Raw genomic sequence first — 21,403 nt, 5'->3', positions numbered from 1 at the left:
TCAGCCCGCACCGGCCCCTGACAAGGGCTGTGGACAAAAAGTGGTGTAGACCTGTTGACGGCCAGTCGGTTCCGTGCTGCCGAGCGGGCTGCCGTGCAGGTCAGGCCTGACCGGGGACGCCTCGCCGCGGACCGCGCGGAACCGCCCGGTGGCCTCGTCGAGCACGTACGCCTGGGCCTCGCCGACGTGGAAGTACATCCCGTGCAGGGTGAGTGTTCCCTCCGCCACCCGGCGCGCCACGCAGGCGTGCGCCCTGAGGTGGTCGAGCTGCTGCCGGACGTTGACGAGTGCCAGCCGCTCCTGATCGTCGCTCACCGGACGGCCGCACAGCGCGACTTCGCCCCGGCCCAGCCGTCCGATGCGCTGCATCCGGGCCAGGCTCGGCAGGCCGTGCCGCAGCCAGCGGGAGAGCGGGGTCGGCTCGCCGTCCTCGGGTGCCGCGGCATTCAGCAGGGCTCCCATGGCGCCGCATCCGGAATGCCCGCACACCGTGATCGAGCCGACCCGCAGGACCTCGACCGCGTACTCGATCGCCGCGCCCACGGAGTCGCACGAGGCGTCCGAGCCGGGCGGGGGCACCAGATTGCCGACGTTGCGCACGGTGAACAGGTCGCCCGGGCCGCTGGCGGTGATCATGCTCGTGACCAGCCGGGAGTCGGCGCAGGTCAGGAACAGCTGGGTGGGCCGCTGGCCCTCGCGCGCCAGCCGCGCCAGCTCCTCGCGCACCAGCGGGGCCGTATGGCGCTGGAACGCGCTGATCCCGCCCAGCAGTTGGCTGCCGCTCTCCGGAGCCGGGTCCTGGTCCGGGCCGGGCCGGGTGCACTCGTGGTGGCGCCACGGTGTCCACGGCCGGCAGGAGTGCGCGTCGGCCGGCTCGGCGACCGGCCGGGCCGAGCGGCCGCCGAGGGTCACCCAGCCACCGTGTGCCCGATGGGCCGCCGACCAGGACTGCAGCGCCTCGTAGGCGGCGTGGTCCATGAAGGAGCCGCGGAGTTCGATGACGACATCGGTGTGGGCCGGGACCAGCGCCAGCGCCCGGGTCAGCCGCGGCACCGCCAGGAACGTCAACTGGCCGCTGATGCGCACCCGGTAGCCCTCGCCCTCCTTCGTGACGGTGACGCGCGTGTGGGTCAGCCGGCGCAGTGCCAGGAAGGCCGCGACGGCGATGCCGGTCAGCACGCCCTGGAGGACGCCGAGCAGGACCACCCCGCCCAAGGTGGCGGCGTAGACCGGGAATTCGCGGTGCCGCTGTACGTGCCGGATGTGCGCAAAGCTCACCATCCGTACGCCGACCACCATCACCAGGGCGGCCAGTGCGGCGAGCGGGATGAGCTCCAGGGCGGCCGCCGCCAGGCCGGCGCACAGCAGCACCCACACGCCGTGCAGCACGGTGGCGCGGCGGGTGGCGGCGCCGGCCCGCACGTTGGCCGAGCCGCGGATCGCGCCGCCGGAGACGGGCAGGCCGCCGAGCAGGCCGGAGACGGTGTTGGCCGCTCCCTGGGCGGCCAGTTCGCGGTTGAGCCGGAGGCGGCCGGTGGGAGCCTCGGACCGCTCGGCGGCGAGCCGGTCCACGGCCACGGCGGACAGCAGCGACTCCATACTGGCGACGAAGGTGACGGTCAGCACCGCGGCGGCCAGGGCCGGAACGGACGCCTCCGGCAGCGTCGGGAGCGTGGGCACCTGCCAGGACGGCAGCGCCACACGCGGCACCGCCGACCCCGCGCCGACCGCGGTCGCGGCGGCCACCGCGACCAGCGGCGCCGGCAGCGCCCGTGCCCACCGCCCGGCGCGGCCCGGCAGCCGCCCCCAGCCGGCGAGTACGGCCACGGTGACGGCGCCGATCAGCAGCGCGGTGGGGTGCGGATGCGCCAGCTGGCCGGGGAGGGCAGCGATGTTGTCGAGCGCCGAACTGTCGGGCCGGCCGCCGAGCACCACATGGAGCTGCCCGATGGCGATGGTGGTGCCGATGCCGGCCAGCATGCCGTGCACGATCGCCGGGCTGACGGCCAGCGTGGCCCGGGCCACCCGCAGGGCGCCCAGGGCGAGTTGGGTCAGGCCGGCCAGGACCGTGATCGCGCAGGTGGCCCGCCAGCCGTAGCGCTGGACGAGGTCGGTGGTGACCACTAGGAGGCCGGTGGCGGCGCCGCTCACCTGGAGGGGCGCGCCGCCGAGCAGACCGGCGACGATGCCGCCGACGACCGCGGCGATCAGTCCGGCCTGGAGCGGGGCCCCGGTGGCCAGCGCGACGCCGAGCGACAGCGGGACGGCGAGCAGGAACACGACGGCCGAGGCGGAGAGGTCCCGGAGCCAGGCGGCCCGGCCGGTCCGCTTCGTCCGGGGTTCGGCTGCCTGGGGGCCGGGCTCGGGAGGAACGGCCGCTCGAAGGGAGCGGGGCGGCTGCGGCGGCGATTTCTCGATCTGCGACATTCCCGTCTCCTCCGGGGCGACGCGGTCGCGCGGGGCGCGATCGTGGGCGGCGGTGTACTGCGGCGGGTCGCGAGCCGGCCGGTGGGCGTCGTGGTGGGTGACGGTCCGGTGACTCTCAAGCAGCGGTAAACGAAGCGTAATGACGCGTAAAGGTCCGGAGAAGGGTTTGCAGGCATTCGCCCCAATTCACCCCTCTATCGGGTGAAGATCCTGGCTCCGGCGTTGCCGAGGCGGGTAAACGGGGGCGGCCGCCCCGGTGGGCCCGGCGCGAGCCGTGCGACGACTCGCGCCGTCCGGTGATCAGGCCGGCTGCGGGGTGGCCGCCCCCTCGGAGAGGACGAACGCCGGGTCGACCTGGGCCGCGAGATCGACGCCCGTCTTGGCGTTGCCCCAGCTCTCCGCGTTCTTCAGGTGGAAGTGCACCATCTGGCGCGTGTAGCGCTCCCAGTCGCGGCGTCCGTAGGAGGCGTCGGCCGCGTCGTGCAGTGCCTCCAGGGCGCGGCGGTTGGCCTGCTCCAGATAGGCGAAGCGGGCCGGCCGGCCCTTCTCCATGGCGCGCACCCATTCCGAGTGCCCGACCGTCACCAGCAGGTCGTCGCCCGCCGCGTCGCGCAGGAAAGCCAGGTCGTCCGGGCTCTGCACCTTGTTGCCCACCACCTTGAGGGGGACCCCGAAATCCCGGGCGTACTCCTTGTACTGGCGGTAGACCGCGACGCCCTTACGGGTCGGCTCGGCGACCAGGAAGGTCATGTCGAAACGGGTGAACATCCCGGAGGCGAAGGAGTCGGAACCGGCCGTCATGTCGACCACGACGTACTCCCGCGGCCGTCAACAAGGTGGTTCAGGCAGAGTTCGACGGCGCCGACCTTGGAGTGGTAACAGGCCACGCCGAGGTCCGACTCGGTGAACGGCCCGGTCGCCATCAACCGGACCGGGGTGCCGTCCAGTTCCACCGTGCGGGCGCACGCGTCGTACACGGGGTTGTCCTCGCTGACCCGCAGGAGGCGCGACCCCTCGCCGGGGGGGTCGTCTTGATCATGGCCTCGGCGGACGGGATCCGGGGATTGCTGCCGCGCAAGTAGTCCTTGAGCAGCGGGAGATGGGCGCCCATCGCGGGAAGCGCGGCGGCCTCCGCCTCGTCGAGGCCGAGGGCGGCCCCCAGGTGTTGGTTGATGTCGGCGTCCACGGCGATCACGGGGACCCGGGCCGCGGCGAGATGGCGGATGAACAGGGAGGAGAGGGTGGTCTTGCCGCTGCCGCCCTTGCCTACGAAAGCGATCTTCATGTTCACGAAGGGTAATCCGGCTGTTCCTCTGAGTGAGAGGTCTGCGTGAAGAAGACCACTCCTTCGAGGGGTTCGGGCCGACGGTGCGTAGGGTCGTACCCATGGCTGGCAACTCCCCGGGACCACCCCCGCACCCCGAAGGCGAGCGACGATCCGCTCGCGACCCTGGCCTTGCTCCCGGGAGTCACCGACTCCGTGGACTCCGTACGCAAGGGCGTCGACCGGGTCTACGGGCACCGGATCATGCGGCGCCGCAGCAACGAGGTCAGTTCCGAGGCGGCGCTGCGCGGAGCGCGCGGTTCCGCGGCCCTGTCGGGCGCCGACTGGGCGCTCGAAGAGGTCAGGCGCCGGACCGACTTCGGCGTCGAGGGCGAGTCGCTGACGGTCGGAGCGGCCCTGCGGCTGACCGCCGAGGCCGGCCAGCTGCTGAGCGTGTGGCGGCAGTCGCCCCTGCGGGTGCTGGCGCGGCTCCACCTCGTGGCGGCCGGCAAGGAGGCGGCGGACGACACGGTGGGGCGGCCCCGGCTCGCCGCGGAGCCGGTCGAGGAGCCGCTCATCGAGCTGCCGCTGCCGGACGCCGACGAGGTGGCCGGGCGGCTGGACGGCCTGTCGCGGCTGCTGCTGGCCGGCACGGAGGCGCCCGCCCTGGTGCTCGCCGCGGTGGTGCACGGCGAACTGCTGGCGCTGCGGCCGTTCGCCTCGCACAACGGGCTGGTCGCGCGGGCCGCGGAGCGGGTCGTGCTGATCGGCAGCGGACTGGACCCCAAGGCGATCTGCCCCGCCGAGGTGGGGCACGCGGAACTGGGCCGGGCGGCCTACGTGGCGGCCCTGGAGGGCTACGTCTCGGGCACCCCGGAGGGCGTCGCCGGATGGATCGCCCACTGCGGACGCGCGGTGGAGCTCGGCGTACGGGAGAGCACGGCGGTCTGTGAGGCCCTCCAGCGCGGCGCGGCATGAGCGGCGGAGGCGCGGTATCCGGCCGGTGAGGGCGGCGGTATCCGACCCGGTAGCCGGAATTCCGGAACGCATTGCTTGATTTGGCCCGACACAGGGTTGCGGCGGTACCAATCGGTGGTACCGCCGCTGGCATGTCTGCCGGGTTACCAGGCGTGCTCGAATATTTGCCCATCAGGTCGGAATCTTCGTCCGGTTACCTGGTGCGGCTGGCCCGTAATCGACGGGTCGGCGTCGCGTGGGTGCCCGGCATTCATGCATCGGTCCGTGGGCCACTTTGCTGCGTTAAAGGTGTTCCTCTCGGATGTCCTTGGTCTCGCGGGCCGTTAAGTCCTTTGTACTACTCGTGCCGGGCAAGCGGAACCCCGGGCCGCAGATCTTTACGTTTGGCTTCAAACGCGGTCAATACGGGCGGCGCGGCCGATCCGGCCAATACGAGCGAGGGGCGGCTTAGCGGCTTTCCGCCGGCTCGCGTACCAGACCAGGGTGGCGGTGGCGGCCGCCGCGCCCACCGCGGCCATCGCGGCGAGCGCCGGCCGGGACGGCATGGACAGCGCCGGCAGCCGCTGCTTGAGCGGAACCGGGCGGTTGAAGGAGAGGATCGGCCAGCCCCGGGCGACGGCCTCGCGGCGCAGCGCGCGGTCCGGATTGACCGCGCACGGATGCCCCACGGCCGACAGCATCGGGACGTCGGTTGCCGAATCGCTGTACGCATAACAGCGCTCCAGGTCATAGCCCTCCGACTCGGCGAGCTCCCGGACGGCCTCCGCCTTGGTGGGACCGTAGGCGTAATACTCCACCTCTCCGGTGAATCGGCCGTCCTCGCCGACGACCATACGGGTGGCCACGACCCGGTCGGCACCGAGAAGTTCCCCGATCGGTTCGACCACCTCGGCACCCGAGGTGGAGACAATGACGACATCACGCCCGGCGGCGTGATGTTCCTCGATGAGTGAGGCCGCCTCGTCGTAAATGATCGGGTCGATCAGATCGTGCAGTGTCTCGGCGACGATCTCCCGCACCTGGGACACATCCCAGCCGCGGCACAAGGAGGAGAGATATTCCCGCATCCGCTCCATCTGATCGTGATCGGCGCCGCCCGCGAGGAACACGAACTGGGCATACGCAGTGCGCAGTACGGCCCGCCGATTGATCAGGCCGCCTTGGTAGAACGACTTGCTGAAGGTCAGCGTGCTCGACTTAGCAATGACGGTCTTGTCCAAGTCGAAGAACGCGGCAGTACGGGGCGTCGAGTGAGGCACGGAGTGGTTTTCCACGGGGCGAGCATAGGCGGCCCACCATTCGGCGTAAGGTCTGGCGCGTGGGTTTGCCTGAGAAGGCTCTCGGGTACACCATGGAAGTCACGGATCGTTCGCGACCGTGCTAACCCGGTCCGGCTCCTCCCCCCCCCGAGTCGGCCGTGGGGACGACCCCCGCTCTCCCCCCGCGGGGGTCGTCGCATGTCCGGGGGCCTTTTCCGCCGTGAGGCACCGATCCGCCCGTCTTTGCGCCCGCTCGGGCCCTGCCTTCACGACGCCGTCCTCCCCTTACGCACCGTAGTCAACTTGCTGCTCTGAGGAAGGCCTCGACGGGTCGCCCCCTCGTGCCCCTGGAGCACCTCGCGAGGCCCTCTTGTGTCACGGAAGTGGCCGCCGGTCGCTGGAATAGGTGACGGGGATATTCACAGGCGCGGAGTTGTCCACAGATTTGGACCAAGATCCACTCGGATTTCCCGATCCCTGCATCGTAAAAGTCCGCGAGTTCGCGGAGTGCGAGTCGCGTAGCGATAGGGGACGGGACATGGCTGGAACCACGCGATCGGAAGGGCCGGCCCGGGCCGGCGAAGAGTGGGGCGGCCCGCTGATCATCACCGAGGACGAACGGCTCCTCGACGACCTGCTGCGGCTGTGCGCGGCGGCCGGCGCGCTGCCCGAAGTGGCGCACGGCCTGCCGGCCCGCAAGGGAGGCTGGGAAGCGGCGCCCCTGGTCATCGTCGGGGCCGACTGCGCGGGCAGGTTACGCGGTGCCGGGCGGCGTCCGGGCGTGATCCTCACGGCCCGGGGCACCGACGACCGGGAGACCTGGCGGCAGGCCGTCTTCTTGGGCGCCGAACGGGTCCTCGGCCTTCCCGACGGGGAGCGCTGGCTGGTCGACCGGATCGCCGACGCGGTCGAGGGGGACGGGCCGCCGGCCCTCACGGTCGGCGTCATCGGCGGCCGCGGCGGCGCCGGGGCGAGCACCCTGGCCGCCGCGCTGGCCGTCACCGCCGCGCGGACCGGGCGGCGCACGATGCTCGTCGACGGCGACCCGCTGGGCGGTGGGCTGGACGTCCTGCTGGGCGGGGAGAAGGAGAAGGGGCTGCGCTGGCCGGCCTTCGCCGAGTCGCGCGGCCGGGTGGCGTGCGGCGCCCTCGAGGAGTCCCTGCCCCGGCTGCACTCCCTACGGGTCCTCAGCTGGGACCGCGGCATCGAGGTCGCCATTCCGCCGCCGGCCATGCGTGCGGTCGTCTCCGCGGCGCGCCGGCGCGGTGGGGTCGTGGTGGTGGACCTGCCGCGGCGCGCCGACGAGGCGACGGCGGAGGCGCTTTCCCAGGTGGACGTCGGACTGCTGCTGGTCCCCACGGAGCTGCGGGCGGTGGCGGCGGCCCAGCGGGTGGCCGCCGGGGTGCAGCCCCTGGTCCGCGATCTGCGGCTGGTGGCGCGCGGAACCCCCGACCGCCACGGACACGGCCTGCCCCGGCCGAGATCGCCCGCCTCATGGATCTTCCGCTGGCCGGTGAACTCCCTTGGGAGCTGGGCCTGTTCGCAGACCTTGCCCGCGGTCTGCCGCCGGGCTCCCAGGTGCGCGGTCCGCTGGCGGGCTTCTGCGCGGAGTTCTGGTCCCGGGCGACGGCGGGCCGGGACGGCGGCGCGCTTCCGGGAGCGGAGCGGAAGGGTGCGCCCGGCGGCGCCGGCCCCGCGGCCGCGGGCCCGGACGGAGCGGACGGAGGCCGGCCGTGAAAGAGGGCGAGGGCCTGCTAGAGGCGGTGCGGCGACGGCTCGCCGAATCCGGGGCGGAGCCGACCCCGGCCCGGGTGGCGGTGGCGCTGCGCGAGGAGGGGCGGCTGCTGGGGGACACCGAAGTGCTGGGCGTGGTGGGGGCGTTGCGCTCCGAGATGGTGGGCAGCGGACCGTTGGAGCCGCTGCTGGCCGCGCCCGACGTGACGGACGTCCTGGTCACCGCGCCGGACGAGGTGTGGGTGGACCGCGGCGGCGGCCTGGAGCGCACGGACGTCCGCTTCCGGGACGGCACGGAGGTCCGCCGGCTGGCCCAGCGGCTGGCGGCGGTGGCCGGCCGGCGGCTGGACGACGCCCGGCCCTGGGTGGACGCCCGGCTACCGGACGGCACCCGGCTGCACGCCGTCCTGCCCCGGTGGCGGTCGGCGGGACCTGCCTGTCCTTACGGGTGCTGCGGCCCAGGGCCTTCGCGCTCGCGGAGCTGGTGGCGGCCGGGACGGTCCCGCCCGGCGGCGACCGGCTGCTCCGGGCGGTGCTGGCGGCCCGGCTGTCCTTCCTGATCAGTGGCGGTACGGGCTCCGGAAAGACCACGCTCCTCAGCTCGCTGCTCGGCCTGGTCGGCCCGGCCGAGCGGATCGTCCTGGCCGAGGACTCGGCGGAGCTGCGCCCCGACCACCCCCATGTGGTGCGGCTGGAGACCCGGCCTGCCAATCAGGAGGGCGCGGGCCGGGTGACGCTGCGGGACCTCGTACGCCAGGCCCTGCGGATGCGGCCCGACCGGCTGGTGGTGGGCGAGGTGCGGGGTGCGGAGGTCACGGACCTGCTGGCCGCCCTCAACACGGGCCATGAGGGCGGTTGCGGCACGGTCCATGCCAACGCCGCCTGCGACGTCCCGCGCGCCTGGAGGCTCTCGGCTCGACCGCGGGCCTGGATCGGGCCGCGCTGCACAGCCAGTTGGCGGCCGCGCTCTCCGTCGTCCTCCACCTGGTGCGCGACCGGACCGGCCGCCGCCGGATCGCCGAGGTCCACGTCCTCGAACGCGATCGCGACGGCTGCGTGGTGACCGTCCCGGCGGCGGTCTGGAGCCCGGACGGCTTCCAACGGGCCCCGGCTGGGACCGGTTGAGCCGCCTGTGCGAGCGCGGCGGGAGCGAGTGGTCATGAACGGCGCCGGGGTGGCGCTGGTGGGCGCGGTGGTCTGTGCGGTGGCCGCGGCCCGGCTGGCGGCCGGGAGGCGGGAGGACGTACGGCGGCGGGCCCGGGCGGTCCTCGGGGGTGATGCGGGCGATCGCACTGCCCAGGGGTGGTCCCGCTGGCTGGGGGAGGAGGTGCGGACATGGTGCGCGGGGCGGCTGACCGACGGGGAACGGCGATGGCGCCTCGGGCGCCGGACCGACATCGGACGGGAAGTGTGGTGTCTGCCGGCCGGGCTGGCGCTGGGCGTGCTGGGCGGTTCCGTGCTGCCGGTGCTCGCGGCACCGGTGGCCGGGTACCTCGTCCGGCGGTGGCTCGCCGGCCGTCGGGCGGAACGGGCCCGCGAGCGGCGGACCACCGAGGTGATCGGGCTGTGCACGGCGGTGGCGGGTGAGCTGCGGGCCGGCCGGCAGCCGGCCCAGGCGCTGTACGCCGCGGGGGCACCCCCGGCGCTGGGCCCGGCGGTCCGGTCGGCGGCCGCGGCCGCGCGCTACGGCGGGGACGTGCCCCGCGCGCTACGGGCCGCGGCGCGGCAGCCCGGGGCCGAGGGGCTCACCGCCGTGGCGGCGTGCTGGCAGGTGGCGGTCGAGGGCGGTGCGGGCCTGGCCTCCGGTCTGGAGCGGATCGCGGCCGGACTCCGCGCCCGCCGGGAACTGCGCGAGGAGCTGCGGGCCCAGTTGGCCGGTCCCCGGACGACCGCGCTGATGCTCGCGCTGCTCCCGGTGGGCGGCCTCCTGATGGGCGCCGCATTGGGCGCCGACCCCCTGGGGGTGCTGCTGCACTCCCCGGCCGGCTGGGGCTGCCTGGTGCTCGGTGGGCTCCTGGAGTGGGGCGGGGTGGCGTGGACGGCCCGGATCGTCGCGGAAGCGGAAGGCACGGGCGGTACGGGCGGCACGGAGGGCGTGCGAGGCGCGCCAGGGGCGGACAGCGCGGAAGGCGCGAAGGTGCGGAACGTACGGAACACACGGAAGGCGCGGAAGGCGCGGAAGTGCCGGACGAGGCCGCGGGCGTACGGAACCCGCACAGAAGGGACATGTGGTGAGCGCAATGGCGGGGGCGGGGATCGGCGCCGCGGACGTTGTCCACAGGGTGGGGATGACGGTGGGCGTCGCGGTGGCTGTCGCGGCGGTGGTGCTGTGCGCGATGGCGACGGGGTGCGGCATGGCGGTGCTGGACGAGGTGCGCCGGCGCCGGGTCGTACGGAGACGGGTGGTGGCAGTCCTGGGCCACGGGCCGGACGGGGACGGTCGTCGGGGGAGCGGTGACGGGCCGTCGGGTCGAGCCGGCTCCTGGTGCCCGGACGGCGCGCGGGGCGTCCGCGGGGAAGGCCCGGGACGGCCCAGCGGGAGCCGGTGGGCCGGCGAGATGGGCCGGGCCCCTGGGCGCGGCGGTCTTCGTGACCCTCCTCATCGGCGGGGCGATCGGCGTTCTGGCGGGACTCGTCGCGGGTTTCGTGGCGCACCGCAGGCTGGCGCGCCACCAGGAGGCGCAAGCCGCACGGTCGGCGGCCGAGGAGGTGCACCGGCAACTGGCGCCGGCCGGCGATCTGTTGGCCGCCTGCCTGGCGGCGGGAGCCGGCCCACGGGAAGCCGCCGAAGCGGTCGGCCGGTCCCTCGACGGACCGGTGGCCGAACGGCTGCGGCAAGTCGCGGCGGAGCTGCGACTGGGAGGCGAACCCGCCGTCGTATGGGGGAGGTTGTCCGCACTGCCGGGTGCCGGGGAGCTCGCCCGCTGTATGGAGCGCGCCGGAATATCCGGTGTGCCGGCGGTGGAATCCGCGTCCCGGATCGCCGCCGCTCTGCGCGCCGAACGGGACAGAGCCGCGGCCGCGCGGGCCCGACGGGCCGGCGTGCTGGTCACTCTCCCGCTGGCCGGGTGCTTCCTCCCGGCGTTCGTCCTGCTCGGGGTGGCACCGGTGCTCATCGGGCTCGCGGACGGCCTGCTGGGGCGCAACTGACAGCGAGGGCTGACCGCGAGGGCGGACGGCGAGGCCTGAGCCGAAATGGCGACGCGAGACGGCGCCGCCAGCCAACGCCAACGCCAACGACCCAACAACGACGACAACAACAACGACTCAAACAACGACCACAACCGAACAACAACAACGACAACGACCGCGACCCAGACAAACGACCCAGACAGACGACCAGACAAACGACCAGACAACGACGACGAACCGGTCGGGAGGCGGCCGGGGAACGGGGGTTGGAATGTTCCGGCGATGGAGGAAGCGGCTGTGCGGGAGGGCGGCCGACGACCGCGGGATGGCGACGGCCGAGTACGCGATCGTCACGCTCGCGGCCTGTGCGCTGGCCGTGGTGTTCTACCGGCTCATCACGAGCGGCACCGTGCGTGCGGCGCTGCGGTCATTGATCGAGCAGGCGCTCCATGCGCCGTCGTAACGGCGGATGGCCGCTCCGCGGGGCCCGCGCGGCCCCGCGGAGGGCGCGCGACGCCGGCTCTGTGACCGCGGAGACGGCTCTGGTCCTGCCGGTGCTGGTGATGGTCGTGGCGGCCCTCATCTGGGGATTGATGGCGGCCTGTGCCCGCATCGAGTGCGTGGACGCGGCGCGGGCCGGGGCCCGGGCGGCGGCGCGGTCGGAACCGCGGGCGGCGGTGCTCTCGGCCGCGCGGCGCGTGGCGCCCCGGGGCGCGCGGGTGGCGCTGGCCCGGGAGGGCGATCTGGTGCGGGTGCGGGTCGAGGCCGCACTGCCCGGTGTCGGGGAGCTGACGGTACGCGTCGGAGGGGAGGCGGTGGCTCTTGCGGAGGAAACGGTGGGGCGATGAGGGCTCGGCGACGGTCTGCACGGTCTTCGCCGCCGCGGCACTGTGCGCGGTCTTCCTGGCCCTGATGGGCCTGGGCCAGGCCGTCACGGCACGCCACCGGGCGGGTGGCGCCGCCGACCTGGCCGCTCTGGCCGCCGCGGACCGCGCCGTACGGGGCCCGGGCGCTGCCTGCGCGGCCGCGGGCCGGGTGGCGGCTGCGCAGCACACACGACTGGTGCGCTGCGCGGTCTCCGGCCCGATCGCGGACGTCTCGGTGGAAGCAGGCAGCGGTCCCTTCACCGCCCAGTCACGCGCCCGCGCCGGCCCGACGACCCAAGGGACACCCGCTGCCCGTACAGCGGCCCAAGGGACGCCCACTGCCAGCACAGCTGCGCAGCGGACGTCCGCTGTCCGTACGGAGGCGCAGACGAGTTCCGTCGCCCGTACGGAGGCGCAGGGGCGTTTCGTGGCCCGTACGGAGGCGCAGGGGCGTTTCGTTGCCCGTACGGAGGCGCAGGGGCGTTTCGTGGCCCGTACAGCGGCGCAGGAGCGTTCCGTTGCCGTACGGAGGCGCAGAGGCGTCTCTTGGCCCGTACAGCGGCGCAGGAGCGCTCCCCAGCCCGTACGGAGGCGCAAGGGCTGTCCCTTGCCCGCCAGGTGGCACACGGCGCACCCGCCGCCGCTCGTACGGCAGTGGAAGGGAGACCCCCTGCTTGCCAGGGTGCGCGTGGGGCAGCCGCCGTTCGTGCGGCGGCGCAGGGGAGGCCCACCGGTCACCGCGGAGTACGAGGGACGGCCCCTGCCCGCCCATCGCCCCCGGCGCGTACGTCAGACCGCGGTCTTCGGGGCCCCGCGGAGGAGTTCGCCCAGGAGGCGGATGGCGCCGCGTTTGTGGAGGGGGTCGTTGCCGTTGCCGCATTTGGGGGACTGGATGCAGGACGGGCAGCCGGCCTCGCACTCGCAGGAGGCGATGGCGCTGCGGGTGGCGGTGAGCCAGTCGGCGGCCGTGTGGAAGGCGCGTTCGGCGAAGCCCGCGCCGCCCGGGTGGCCGTCGTAGACGAACACGGTCGGCAGCAGGGTGTCCGGGTGCAGCGGGACGGAGACCCCGCCGATGTCCCAGCGGTCGCAGGTGGCGAAGAGCGGCAGCATGCCGATGGAGGCGTGCTCGGCGGCGTGCAGCGCGCCGCCGAGCTGCTGGGGGCCGACGCGGGCGGCGTCGAGCTGGTCCTCGGTGACCGTCCACCACACCGCGCGGGTGCGCAGCGTACGCGGCGGCAGATCGAGCTTGGTCTCGCCCAGGACCTCGCCGGTGATGAGCTTGCGGCGCAGGTAGGACACGACCTGGTTGGTGACCTCCACGGAGCCGAAGCACAGCCGGGCGTCCCCCCAGGGGACCTCGGTGTCGGTCTCCAGGATGGAGATGGCCGTGGTGTCGCGGGCCGTCGTGGAGTACGGCGGGCTGGCCTCGTCGACGAGCGCGACGTCGTCGTGCAGGTCGAGCTGGCGCACGACGTAGGTACGGCCCTGATGGAGGTGGACCGCGCCGTCGTGCACGGTGGTGTGCGCGGCGGCGGCGTCCACGGTCCCCAGCAGCCGCCCGGTGCCGGCCTCCACGACCTGCACCGGCGCACCGCCCTGGCCGCGGATGTCGGTGAGGTCGGCGGCCCGTTCGCGGCGCGTCCAGTGCCAGGCGGTGGCGCGCCGCCGCAGCAGGGCCGCGGCCTCCAGCTGTGGCATCAGCCCTTCGGCCGCGGGCCCGAAGAGCGGGAAGTCGGCCTCGGTGAGCGGGAGTTCGGCGGCGGCGGCGCACAGGTGCGGGGCGAGCACGTAGGGGTTGTCGGGGTCGAGGACGGTCGACTCGACCGGCTGGTCGAAGAGCGCCTCGGGGTGGTGGACGAGATAGGTGTCCAGCGGGTCGTCGCGGGCCACGAGCACCGCCAGCGCGCCTGCCCGGCCCGTCCGGCCCGGCCGGCCTGCTGCCACAGGGACGCGCGGGTCCCCGGGTAGCCGGCGATGACCACGGCGTCCAGGCCGGAGACGTCCACGCCCAGCTCCAGCGCCGTGGTGGCGGCCAGGCCGAGGAGTGCGCCGCTGTGCAGGCTGCGTTCCAGGGCGCGGCGCTCCTCGGGCAGATAGCCGCCCCGATAGGCGGCGATCCGTGCGGGCAGCGAGCGGTCCACCTCGGCGAGCCGTTCCTGGGCGATCAGCGCGATCAGTTCCGCGCCGCGCCGGGAGCGTACGAAGGCGACCGTGCGCACGCCCTGGACGGCGAGGTCGGTGAGCAGGTCGGCGGTCTCGGCGGTGGCCGTGCGGCGCACCGGGGCGCCCTGTTCACCGTGCAGCTCGGTCAGCGGCGGCTCCCAGAGCGCGAAGACCAACTCGCCGCGCGGCGAGGTGTCCTCGGTGATCTCCACCACGGGCAGACCGGTGAGCCGGGTCGCCGCCCGGGACGGTTCGGCGGCCGTGGCGGAGGCGAGCAGGAAGACCGGTTCGGCGCCGTAGCGGGCGCAGACCCGGCGCAGCCGGCGGATCACCTGGGCGACGTGCGAGCCGAACACGCCGCGATAGGTGTGGCACTCGTCGATGACGACATAGCGCAGCGCGCGCAGGAAGGAGGACCACCGGGGGTGGGCCGGCAGGATGCCGCGGTGCAGCATGTCGGGGTTGGTGAGCACGTAGTTCGCGTACTGGCGGACCCACTCGCGCTCCTCGACGGGGGTGTCACCGTCGTAGACCGCGGGCCGCACGGCGTTGCCCAGCGGGGCGGCCAGCTCGCGTACGGCGCGCCGCTGATCGGCGGCCAGGGCCTTCGTCGGGGCCAGATACAGGGCCGTGGCGCCCCTGCCGTTGGGCGCCTGTGAGCCGTCCAGGAGCGTGGAGAGGACCGGCGCCAGATAGGCCAGGGACTTGCCCGAGGCGGTGCCGGTGGCCACCACGACCGACTCGCCGCGCAGCGCGTGTTCGGACGTCCGTGCCTGGTGGGCCCAGGGACGCTCGATTCCGGACGAACGGATCGCGTCGATCACTTCCGGCCGGATCCGATCGGGCCAGTCGGCATGGCTGCCGATGCGCGGGGGCAAGTGCTCCGTATGAGTGATGCGCGCAGCGCGGGTCGCGCCCCGGGCGAGACGTTCGAGAATCATGCCTGGGGAAGGGCGCGCGCCCGCATCCGGCGGGACTCGATTGGAGGCCATCGGCACCGAGTGTGTCACCGGAGTGACGGACAATGCTCAAAGGGCGTCGTGCACGCCTGCTGGTAAGTGATTGAATGCCATCGCGGCTGCCAGATCCGCCCCTACCTTCGGTGGGGAGGCCCCAGGGGGGCGACCGCTCGATAGCAAGGTGCTGGAGGATCCGTGGACCTGTCCCTGTCGACCCGGACCGTTGGCGACCGTACGGTCGTCGAGGTCGGTGGCGAGATTGATGTATACACCGCGCCCAAGCTGCGGGAGCAGCTGGTCGAGCTTGTGAACGACGGAAGCTACCACCTCGTGGTGGACATGGAACGTGTCGACTTCCTCGATTCCACTGGGCTCGGCGTCCTGGTCGGCGGACTCAAGCGGGTGCGCGCCCATGAGGGCTCGCTGCGCCTGGTCTGCAACCAGGAGCGCATTCTCAAGATCTTCCGTATCACCGGTCTGACCAAGGTGTTCCCGATTCACACCTCGGTCGACGAAGCCGTCGCAGCCACTGACTGACGGCTTGCCGGGCCCCCGCGCCGGCAGGCGCGGGGGAAGGAAGGAGTGGGGGGTACCGGACGGCTGTCCGGCCCCCTGCGTCGCACGCCCGCATATCGAGGGGGATGGCATGGCCACCGTCGAACTCCGTTTCAGCGCCCTTCCCGAGCACGTCCGCACCGCGCGACTGGTCGCGGCTGCCGTGGCACGGCGGGCCGGGGTGGACGAGGCCGTCCTCGACGAGGTGCGGCTCGCGGTCGGCGAGGCCTGCAGCCGGGCCGTGGGGCTGCACGAGAGCCATGACATCGCGTCGCCGGTGCGGGTGCTGCTGATCGAGGACGAGAAGAAGTTCTCGATCGAGGTCGGCGACGGCGTGCCCGGCGGGACCACCGCGGCGGGTGCCCGGGGTGCCGGCGAGGCCGAGGGCGCCGCGGAGAGCGACGCCGAGGGCGAGGACGAGATGGGCCTCGCGGTCATCAGCGGGCTGGTCGACGACGTCGAGGTGACCGCCGGTGAAGAGGGCGGCATGATCCGCATGAGCTGGCCCACGACGACGGCGGCAACGATCCCGTAGCCGCGACCGGGGCTGCCCTGCCGCGGCCCGTACCCGCCGGTACCCGCGCTCGTGCCGCGCGTCTGAGGTCTTCCTGCCGTTCCCCTGAATGTTCCTGGCGTGCCCCTGCACGCCGCTCTGCGCGGTGACCACGGGCTTCCGCCACCCGCTCCCCATGCGTTGCGATCCGGACTCGATCTGACGGGCCCTCATGGGCCGTCGTGAGTTCTCACGGGCCCTCAGAGGGGCTTCTGTGGGCGGTGGGTCACCCGTTCGGCCGCGGCCGGGCGGCTCAATTCTCTCCGGGGTCACCCGTGCCTCATTCGGCGCAACCGCCGGGGCGGTGTCCTTGAGCAGCGGAGATCAATGCGTGATCAAGCAGTGATCAGTACGACGAAGAGATCATCTGCCGACGGTCAGTGAATTCAGCGCATTCCTTCGTCCGGGCGAATTCCGGGCGCCGTCTACCTTTTGATCTTCGCGACTACCGGCGAATTCCCTTTGAGGCGCCCTGTTTTGATCAACCGGGGCTCCCTACAATCCGTCCACATCTCTTGCTCAGGACGCCTGAGCGTGCTTCCGCGCGCCCATGTGCCAAACGTCAAGGAGGACGAATGGCGGGGCCTTACACCCCTCAGTTGCTTGACACCCGCTCTTTTCTGGCCGGGCCGTCACTGACCGCGGGCAACCGCGGCATCGTGCTGGTGATCGCCGTGGTGGCGCTGGCGGCGCTGGCCGTCGCGGCGGTGCTGGTCCGCCAAGTGCTCGCGGCCGGCGAGGGAACCGACAGTATGAAGAAGATCGCGGCGGCGGTGCAGGAAGGCGCAAATGCCTACCTGGCACGGCAGTTGCGGACCCTCGGCGTATTCGCGGTCGTGGTGTTCTTCCTGCTCATGCTGCTGCCCGCGGATAACTGGTCGCAGCGTGCCGGACGCAGCGCCTTCTTCTTGATCGGCGCGGCATTCTCGGCGGCCACCGGCTATATCGGCATGTGGCTCGCGGTGCGCAGCAATGTGCGTGTGGCGGCGGCCGCCCGGGAGGCCACTCCGGCCGAGGGCGAATCCCGGGAAAAGGATCTTACGGCGGTATCCCACAAGGCGATGAAGATCGCTTTCCGTACCGGCGGCGTGGTCGGCATGTTCACCGTGGGACTCGGTCTGCTCGGTGCGTCCTGTGTGGTCCTCGTCTATGCGGTCGACGCGCCGAAGGTGCTGGAGGGCTTCGGCCTCGGTGCCGCGCTGATCGCGATGTTCATGAGGGTCGGCGGCGGCATCTTCACCAAGGCCGCCGACGTCGGCGCCGACCTCGTCGGCAAGGTCGAGCAGGGCATCCCCGAGGACGACCCGCGCAACGCCGCGACCATCGCGGACAACGTCGGCGACAACGTCGGTGACTGCGCCGGTATGGCCGCCGACCTCTTCGAGTCGTACGCGGTCACCCTGGTCGCCGCCCTCATCCTGGGCACCGCGGCCTTCGGGGACGCCGGCCTCGCCTTCCCGCTGCTGGTGCCGGCCATCGGTGTGCTCACCGCGATGATCGGCATCTTCGTCGTCGCGCCGCGGCGCCGGGACCGCAGCGGCATGACCGCCATCAACCGCGGCTTCTTCGTCTCCGCGGGCATCTCGCTGGTCCTGGTGGCCGCCGCGGTCTTCACCTACCTGCCGTCCAGCTACCGCGACCTGACCGGCGTCAGCGACCCCCTGGTCCTGGGCCACAGCGGTGACCCGCGGATGCTGGCCCTGGTCGCGGTCGCCGTCGGCATCGTGCTCGCCGCGCTGATCCAGCAGCTGACCGGCTACTTCACCGAGACCACCCGGCGGCCCGTACGGGACATCGGCAAGACCTCGCTGACCGGCCCGGCCACCGTCGTCCTCTCCGGCATCTCGGTCGGCCTGGAGTCGGCCGTCTACTCGGCGGTGCTGATCGGGCTGGCCGTCTACGGGGCGTTCCTGCTGGGCGGCGCGTCCATCACCCTGGCGCTGTTCGCGGTGGCGCTGGCCGGCACCGGCCTGCTGACCACCGTCGGCGTGATCGTGGCGATGGACACCTTCGGACCGGTCTCCGACAACGCCCAGGGCATCGCCGAGATGTCCGGTGACGTCTCCGGGGACGGCGCGCAGGTGCTGACCGACCTGGACGCGGTCGGCAACACCACCAAGGCCATCACCAAGGGCATCGCCATCGCGACCGCCGTACTGGCCGCCTCCGCGCTCTTCGGCTCCTACCGGGACGCGATCGCCACCGCCGTACGCAACGTCGGCCGGGCGGCCGGCGGCATGGGGCTCAGCCTGGACATCTCGCAGCCCAACAACCTGGTCGGGCTGGTCCTCGGCGCCTCGGTCGTGTTCCTGTTCTCCGGGCTGGCGATCAACGCCGTGTCGCGGTCGGCGGGAGCGGTGGTCTTCGAGGTGCGCCGGCAGTTCCGGGAGAAGCCTGGGATCATGGACTACACCCAGACGCCCGAGTACGGGCGGGTGGTCGACATCTGCACCAAGGACGCGCTGCGCGAGCTGGCCACCCCGGGCCTGCTGGCGGTGCTCACCCCGATCGCGGTCGGCTTCGCGCTGGGCGTCGGCGCGCTGGGCTCGTTCCTGGCCGGGGCGATCGGCACCGGCACCCTGATGGCGGTCTTCCTCGCCAACTCCGGTGGCGCCTGGGACAACGCCAAGAAGCTGGTCGAGGACGGTCACCACGGCGGCAAGGGCAGCGAGGCACACGCCGCCACCGTCATCGGCGACACCGTCGGCGACCCGTTCAAGGACACCGCCGGACCGGCGATCAACCCGCTGCTGAAGGTGATGAACCTGGTGGCGCTGCTGATCGCGCCCGCTGTGGTGAAGTTCTCATACGGCGAGGACAAGAACATCGGCATCCGGATCGCGGCGGCCGTATTGGCGCTCGCCGTCATCGTCGGCGCCGTGTACGTGTCCAAGCGGCGCGGGATCGCCGTGGGTGACGAAGACAACTCCGAGGAGCCCGACGGCGTCGCCAAGTCAGCCGAGACGGCGGTGGCGTCCTAACCGGAACCGACCGTTCGGAAGGGCTCACGGACCGCTCAACTGGGCGGGTGGACGGCGCTTTTTGCAGGCGCCGGACACCCGCCCTCGGTCTGCCCGGGTGGCCCTGCGCTCCTTGGTGCAAATGGCTGCAATGAGGGCCGGACCGACTGCCCGACCCAGGGACCAGGCCGTTCGGACGTGTATGTTCCGGGGCCGAGAGCCATGGAAGGGACCAATCCGGTGAACAAGAAGCTTGTGGCTGCACTGTCCGGCGGGGCGGCACTGATGCTCGCGCTGACCGGCTGCAGCGAGGACAACAGCAAGAAGCTCAATGACTGGGCGAAGAGTTTCTGCGACCCCGCGCAGGCCCCGTTCAAGCAGATCCAGGACGCCAACGCCGCCATGCAGACGGCCGACAACGGCAGCGCGGACTCCAAGAAGGTCCAGCGGACCGACTCGGCGGCCTTCCAGAAGATTTCGCAGGCGTACGCCTCGCTGGCCAAGTCCCTGCAGCAGGCCGGGGCGCCGCCCACCGACCAGGGCAAGCAGGCGCAGGAGAACGCGGTCAAGGAGCTCAACTCGCTCTCCAAGGGCTACGCGGACCTGCAGAAGCAGGTCAACAACCTCGACACCTCGGACAAGCTCAAGTTCGCCGACGGGCTGCGTGACCTGTCCAACGGCATCAACAAGCTCAACAAGCAGAGCGAGGCCGCCTTCAAGAACCTGGAGGCCGGTGACGTCGGCGCCGCGATGGCGAAGCAGAAGGGCTGTCAGAACCAGGCCGCGTCCGGTTCCCCGGTGCCCACGCCGTCCAAGAAGTCGTAACGCCTCCGCGGGCCTTTCACCGGCCCGGCGACGCGCCCGGGAAGGGCGTGCCGCCGGGCCGGTGCCGATTGTCGGTGGCAGCACGGACAATGGTCGGCGTGAGTACGCACCTCCCCACCGCCGATGTCCAGGACCCCGAGAGCAACGCCCGCACCGCCCGGCTGCGCGAGGCGCTGTTGACCGCCGCCTTCACCGCCGACGGGCTGCTGGACCTGCTGGGCGCGCCCGCCTACGCCGCGCTGGCGCGCAACGAGACCGTCCCCGCGTTGCGCGCGACCCGCGGCGACAGCCCACTGGAGACCCTGGTGCGGCTGTTCCTGCTGCAGCGTCCGGTGGGGTTGGGCCGGGCGCGGGCGACCCTGCCGGTCGAGGACTGCCTCGCCGACGGCTGGGTGGTGCAGGACGGCGACACCCTGCGCGCCACGGTGGACGTCCGCCCGTACGGCGGCCCCGAGGGGCAGGACTGGTGGATCGTCTCCGACCTGGGCTGCGCGGTCGGCGGCGCCGGCGGCATCCGGGGCGCCGGGGAGACCGAGCGCGCGCAGCTGGTGCTCGGCGTCGGCGGCGCGTCCACCACCCTCGCCGGGATCACCGTCCGCCGGCCGGTCGGCAAGGCGCTCGACCTCGGGACGGGCTCCGGCATCCAGGCGCTGCACGCCGCCCGGCACGCCACCCGGGTCACCGCCACCGACCTCAACCCCCGTGCCCTGCGGATCACCGCGCTGACGCTGGCGCTCTCCGGGGCCGGCGCGGCGGACCTCAGGGAGGGCTCGCTGTTCGAGCCGGTCGGGGACGAGACGTACGACCTGATCGTGTCGAACCCGCCGTTCGTGATCTCGCCCGTAGGGCCGGACGGCGCCCGGCTGACGTACCGGGACGGCGGGATGGGCGGCGACGACCTGTGCCGGATCCTCGTCCAGCAGTCCGCCGCGCACCTCAACGACGGCGGGTACTGCCAGATGCTCGCCAACTGGCAGCACGTCGAGGGCGAGGAGTGGCACGACCGGCTGCGCTCCTGGGTGCCGCGCGGTTGTGACGCCTGGATCGTGCAGCGCGAGGTGCAGGACGTCACCCAGTACGCCGAGCTCTGGCTGCGGGACGCCGGTGACCACCGCGCCGGTGACGAGGAGTACGCCGCGCGGTACGACGCCTGGCTGGAGGAGTTCGCGGCCCGGAAGACCAAGGCCGTCGGCTTCGGCTGGATCACGCTGCGCAAGTCCGGGTCCGACGCCCCGTCCGTCACGGTCGAGGAATGGCCGCATCCGGTCGAACAGCCACTGGGGGACGCGGTCGTGGCCCACTTCGCGCGCCAGGACTACCTGCGCGCCACGGATGACGCCGCACTGCTGGCCGGGCGCTTCCGCCTCGCCGACGGCGTGGTCCAGGAGCAGGTCGGGCTGCCGGGGGCCGAGGACCCCGAGCATGTGGTGCTCCGTCAGAACCGCGGTATGCGGCGGGCGACGAAGGTGGACACCGTCGGGGCGGGCTTCGCCGGCGTGTGTGACGGCACGCTGCCCGCCGGACGGATCCTGGACGCCATCGCCCAACTCGTCGGCGAGGACCCGGTGCTGCTGCGGGACCGTACGCCCGCCTCGATCCGGATGCTGGTCGAGCAGGGCTTCCTGGAGCCGGTGGCGGAGGAGGAGTAGGGAGGAGCCAGGGGGCGCGGCGGGGCGGCGCGGGGCTTCGTACAGGACGGGCGGAAGGCGTTCATCCGGTGTTCGCCGG

The 21,403-nt window shown here is 72.9% G+C and carries 12 protein-coding genes and 5 pseudogenes; 13 read left to right on the top strand and 4 right to left on the bottom strand.

The genetic code is table 11. The features are described 5' to 3' along the window. Together OJ254_RS07475 and OJ254_RS07470 are read right to left on the bottom strand one after the other, a co-directional pair. Nucleotides 1-2,427, bottom strand: coding sequence for a SulP family inorganic anion transporter (locus OJ254_RS07475; RefSeq protein ID WP_265361719.1), 2,427 nt, complete (start codon nucleotides 2,425-2,427; stop codon nucleotides 1-3). Nucleotides 2,428-2,727: 300 nt separating this feature from the next. Next, nucleotides 2,728-3,712 (bottom strand): annotated as a pseudogene (locus OJ254_RS07470) (ATP-binding protein). A 105-nt stretch (nucleotides 3,713-3,817) separates the two neighbouring features. Between OJ254_RS07470 and OJ254_RS07465 the strand changes: the two are divergent. Next, complete coding sequence (locus OJ254_RS07465; RefSeq protein ID WP_265365084.1) at nucleotides 3,818-4,669, top strand: Fic family protein; 852 nt, start codon at nucleotides 3,818-3,820, stop codon at nucleotides 4,667-4,669. Between the two features lie 389 nt (nucleotides 4,670-5,058). On the opposite strand, the gene OJ254_RS07460 is transcribed toward OJ254_RS07465, so the two are convergent. After that, complete coding sequence (locus OJ254_RS07460) at nucleotides 5,059-5,943, bottom strand: HAD family hydrolase (RefSeq protein ID WP_265361718.1); 885 nt, start codon at nucleotides 5,941-5,943, stop codon at nucleotides 5,059-5,061. A 523-nt stretch (nucleotides 5,944-6,466) separates the two neighbouring features. On the opposite strand from OJ254_RS07460, the pseudogene ssd reads away from it, so the two are divergent. The 7 genes and pseudogenes from ssd to OJ254_RS07425 form a co-directional block, all read left to right on the top strand. Next, nucleotides 6,467-7,665 (top strand): annotated as a pseudogene (ssd, locus tag OJ254_RS07455) (septum site-determining protein Ssd). A 14-nt stretch (nucleotides 7,666-7,679) separates the two neighbouring features. After that, nucleotides 7,680-8,825: pseudogene (locus OJ254_RS07450) on the top strand (TadA family conjugal transfer-associated ATPase). Then, nucleotides 8,822-10,120, top strand: coding sequence for a type II secretion system F family protein (locus OJ254_RS07445; RefSeq protein WP_341483577.1), 1,299 nt, complete (start codon nucleotides 8,822-8,824; stop codon nucleotides 10,118-10,120). Before OJ254_RS07450 ends, OJ254_RS07445 begins: the two are co-directional and overlap by 4 nt. A 131-nt stretch (nucleotides 10,121-10,251) precedes the next feature. Further along, nucleotides 10,252-10,812, top strand: a complete 561-nt coding sequence (locus OJ254_RS07440; RefSeq protein WP_341483576.1) for a type II secretion system F family protein — start codon at nucleotides 10,252-10,254, stop codon at nucleotides 10,810-10,812. Nucleotides 10,813-11,119: 307 nt separating this feature from the next. After that, nucleotides 11,120-11,257 (top strand): DUF4244 domain-containing protein, encoded by a 138-nt coding sequence (locus OJ254_RS07435; protein ID WP_234326474.1) that lies wholly within the window; start codon nucleotides 11,120-11,122, stop codon nucleotides 11,255-11,257. Further along, a complete protein-coding gene (locus tag OJ254_RS07430) occupies nucleotides 11,244-11,642 on the top strand; it encodes a TadE family type IV pilus minor pilin (RefSeq protein ID WP_265361716.1) in 399 nt (132 codons plus the stop codon). The genes OJ254_RS07435 and OJ254_RS07430 overlap by 14 nt, the downstream gene beginning before the upstream one ends. After that, nucleotides 11,617-11,889: pseudogene (locus OJ254_RS07425) on the top strand (Rv3654c family TadE-like protein); the annotation flags it as partial. The gene OJ254_RS07430 and the pseudogene OJ254_RS07425, both read left to right, overlap by 26 nt. 560 nt (nucleotides 11,890-12,449) lie before the next feature. Here OJ254_RS07425 and OJ254_RS07420 read toward each other — a convergent pair. Beyond that, nucleotides 12,450-14,815 (bottom strand): annotated as a pseudogene (locus OJ254_RS07420) (DEAD/DEAH box helicase). A 162-nt stretch (nucleotides 14,816-14,977) separates the two neighbouring features. Here OJ254_RS07420 and bldG point away from each other — a divergent pair. The 5 genes from bldG to OJ254_RS07395 all read left to right on the top strand — a co-directional run bounded on the left by bldG (nucleotide 14,978) and on the right by OJ254_RS07395 (nucleotide 21,324). Next, nucleotides 14,978-15,319, top strand: a complete 342-nt coding sequence (bldG, locus tag OJ254_RS07415; RefSeq protein ID WP_004571875.1) for an anti-sigma factor antagonist BldG — start codon at nucleotides 14,978-14,980, stop codon at nucleotides 15,317-15,319. A gap of 109 nt (nucleotides 15,320-15,428) precedes the next feature. Further along, a complete protein-coding gene (locus tag OJ254_RS07410; RefSeq protein WP_261956476.1) occupies nucleotides 15,429-15,872 on the top strand; it encodes an ATP-binding protein in 444 nt (147 codons plus the stop codon). Nucleotides 15,873-16,465: 593 nt separating this feature from the next. Next, the gene (locus OJ254_RS07405) at nucleotides 16,466-18,871 is read left to right on the top strand and encodes a sodium-translocating pyrophosphatase (protein ID WP_265361715.1); all 2,406 of its coding nucleotides are present in this window, start codon (nucleotides 16,466-16,468) and stop codon (nucleotides 18,869-18,871) included. 219 nt (nucleotides 18,872-19,090) lie between these two features. Continuing rightward, nucleotides 19,091-19,675, top strand: coding sequence for a small secreted protein (locus OJ254_RS07400; RefSeq protein ID WP_265361714.1), 585 nt, complete (start codon nucleotides 19,091-19,093; stop codon nucleotides 19,673-19,675). A gap of 98 nt (nucleotides 19,676-19,773) precedes the next feature. Continuing rightward, nucleotides 19,774-21,324, top strand: a complete 1,551-nt coding sequence (locus tag OJ254_RS07395) for a DUF7059 domain-containing protein (RefSeq protein WP_265361713.1) — start codon at nucleotides 19,774-19,776, stop codon at nucleotides 21,322-21,324. The last annotated feature ends 79 nt before the right edge of the window (nucleotides 21,325-21,403 follow it).

Source organism: Streptomyces endophytica (assembly GCF_026153355.1).
In the GTDB taxonomy this organism is placed as follows: domain Bacteria; phylum Actinomycetota; class Actinomycetes; order Streptomycetales; family Streptomycetaceae; genus Streptomyces; species Streptomyces endophytica.
Note: the sequence above shows the minus strand (reverse complement) of the source record. Positions and strands in the feature narration are given on the sequence as shown.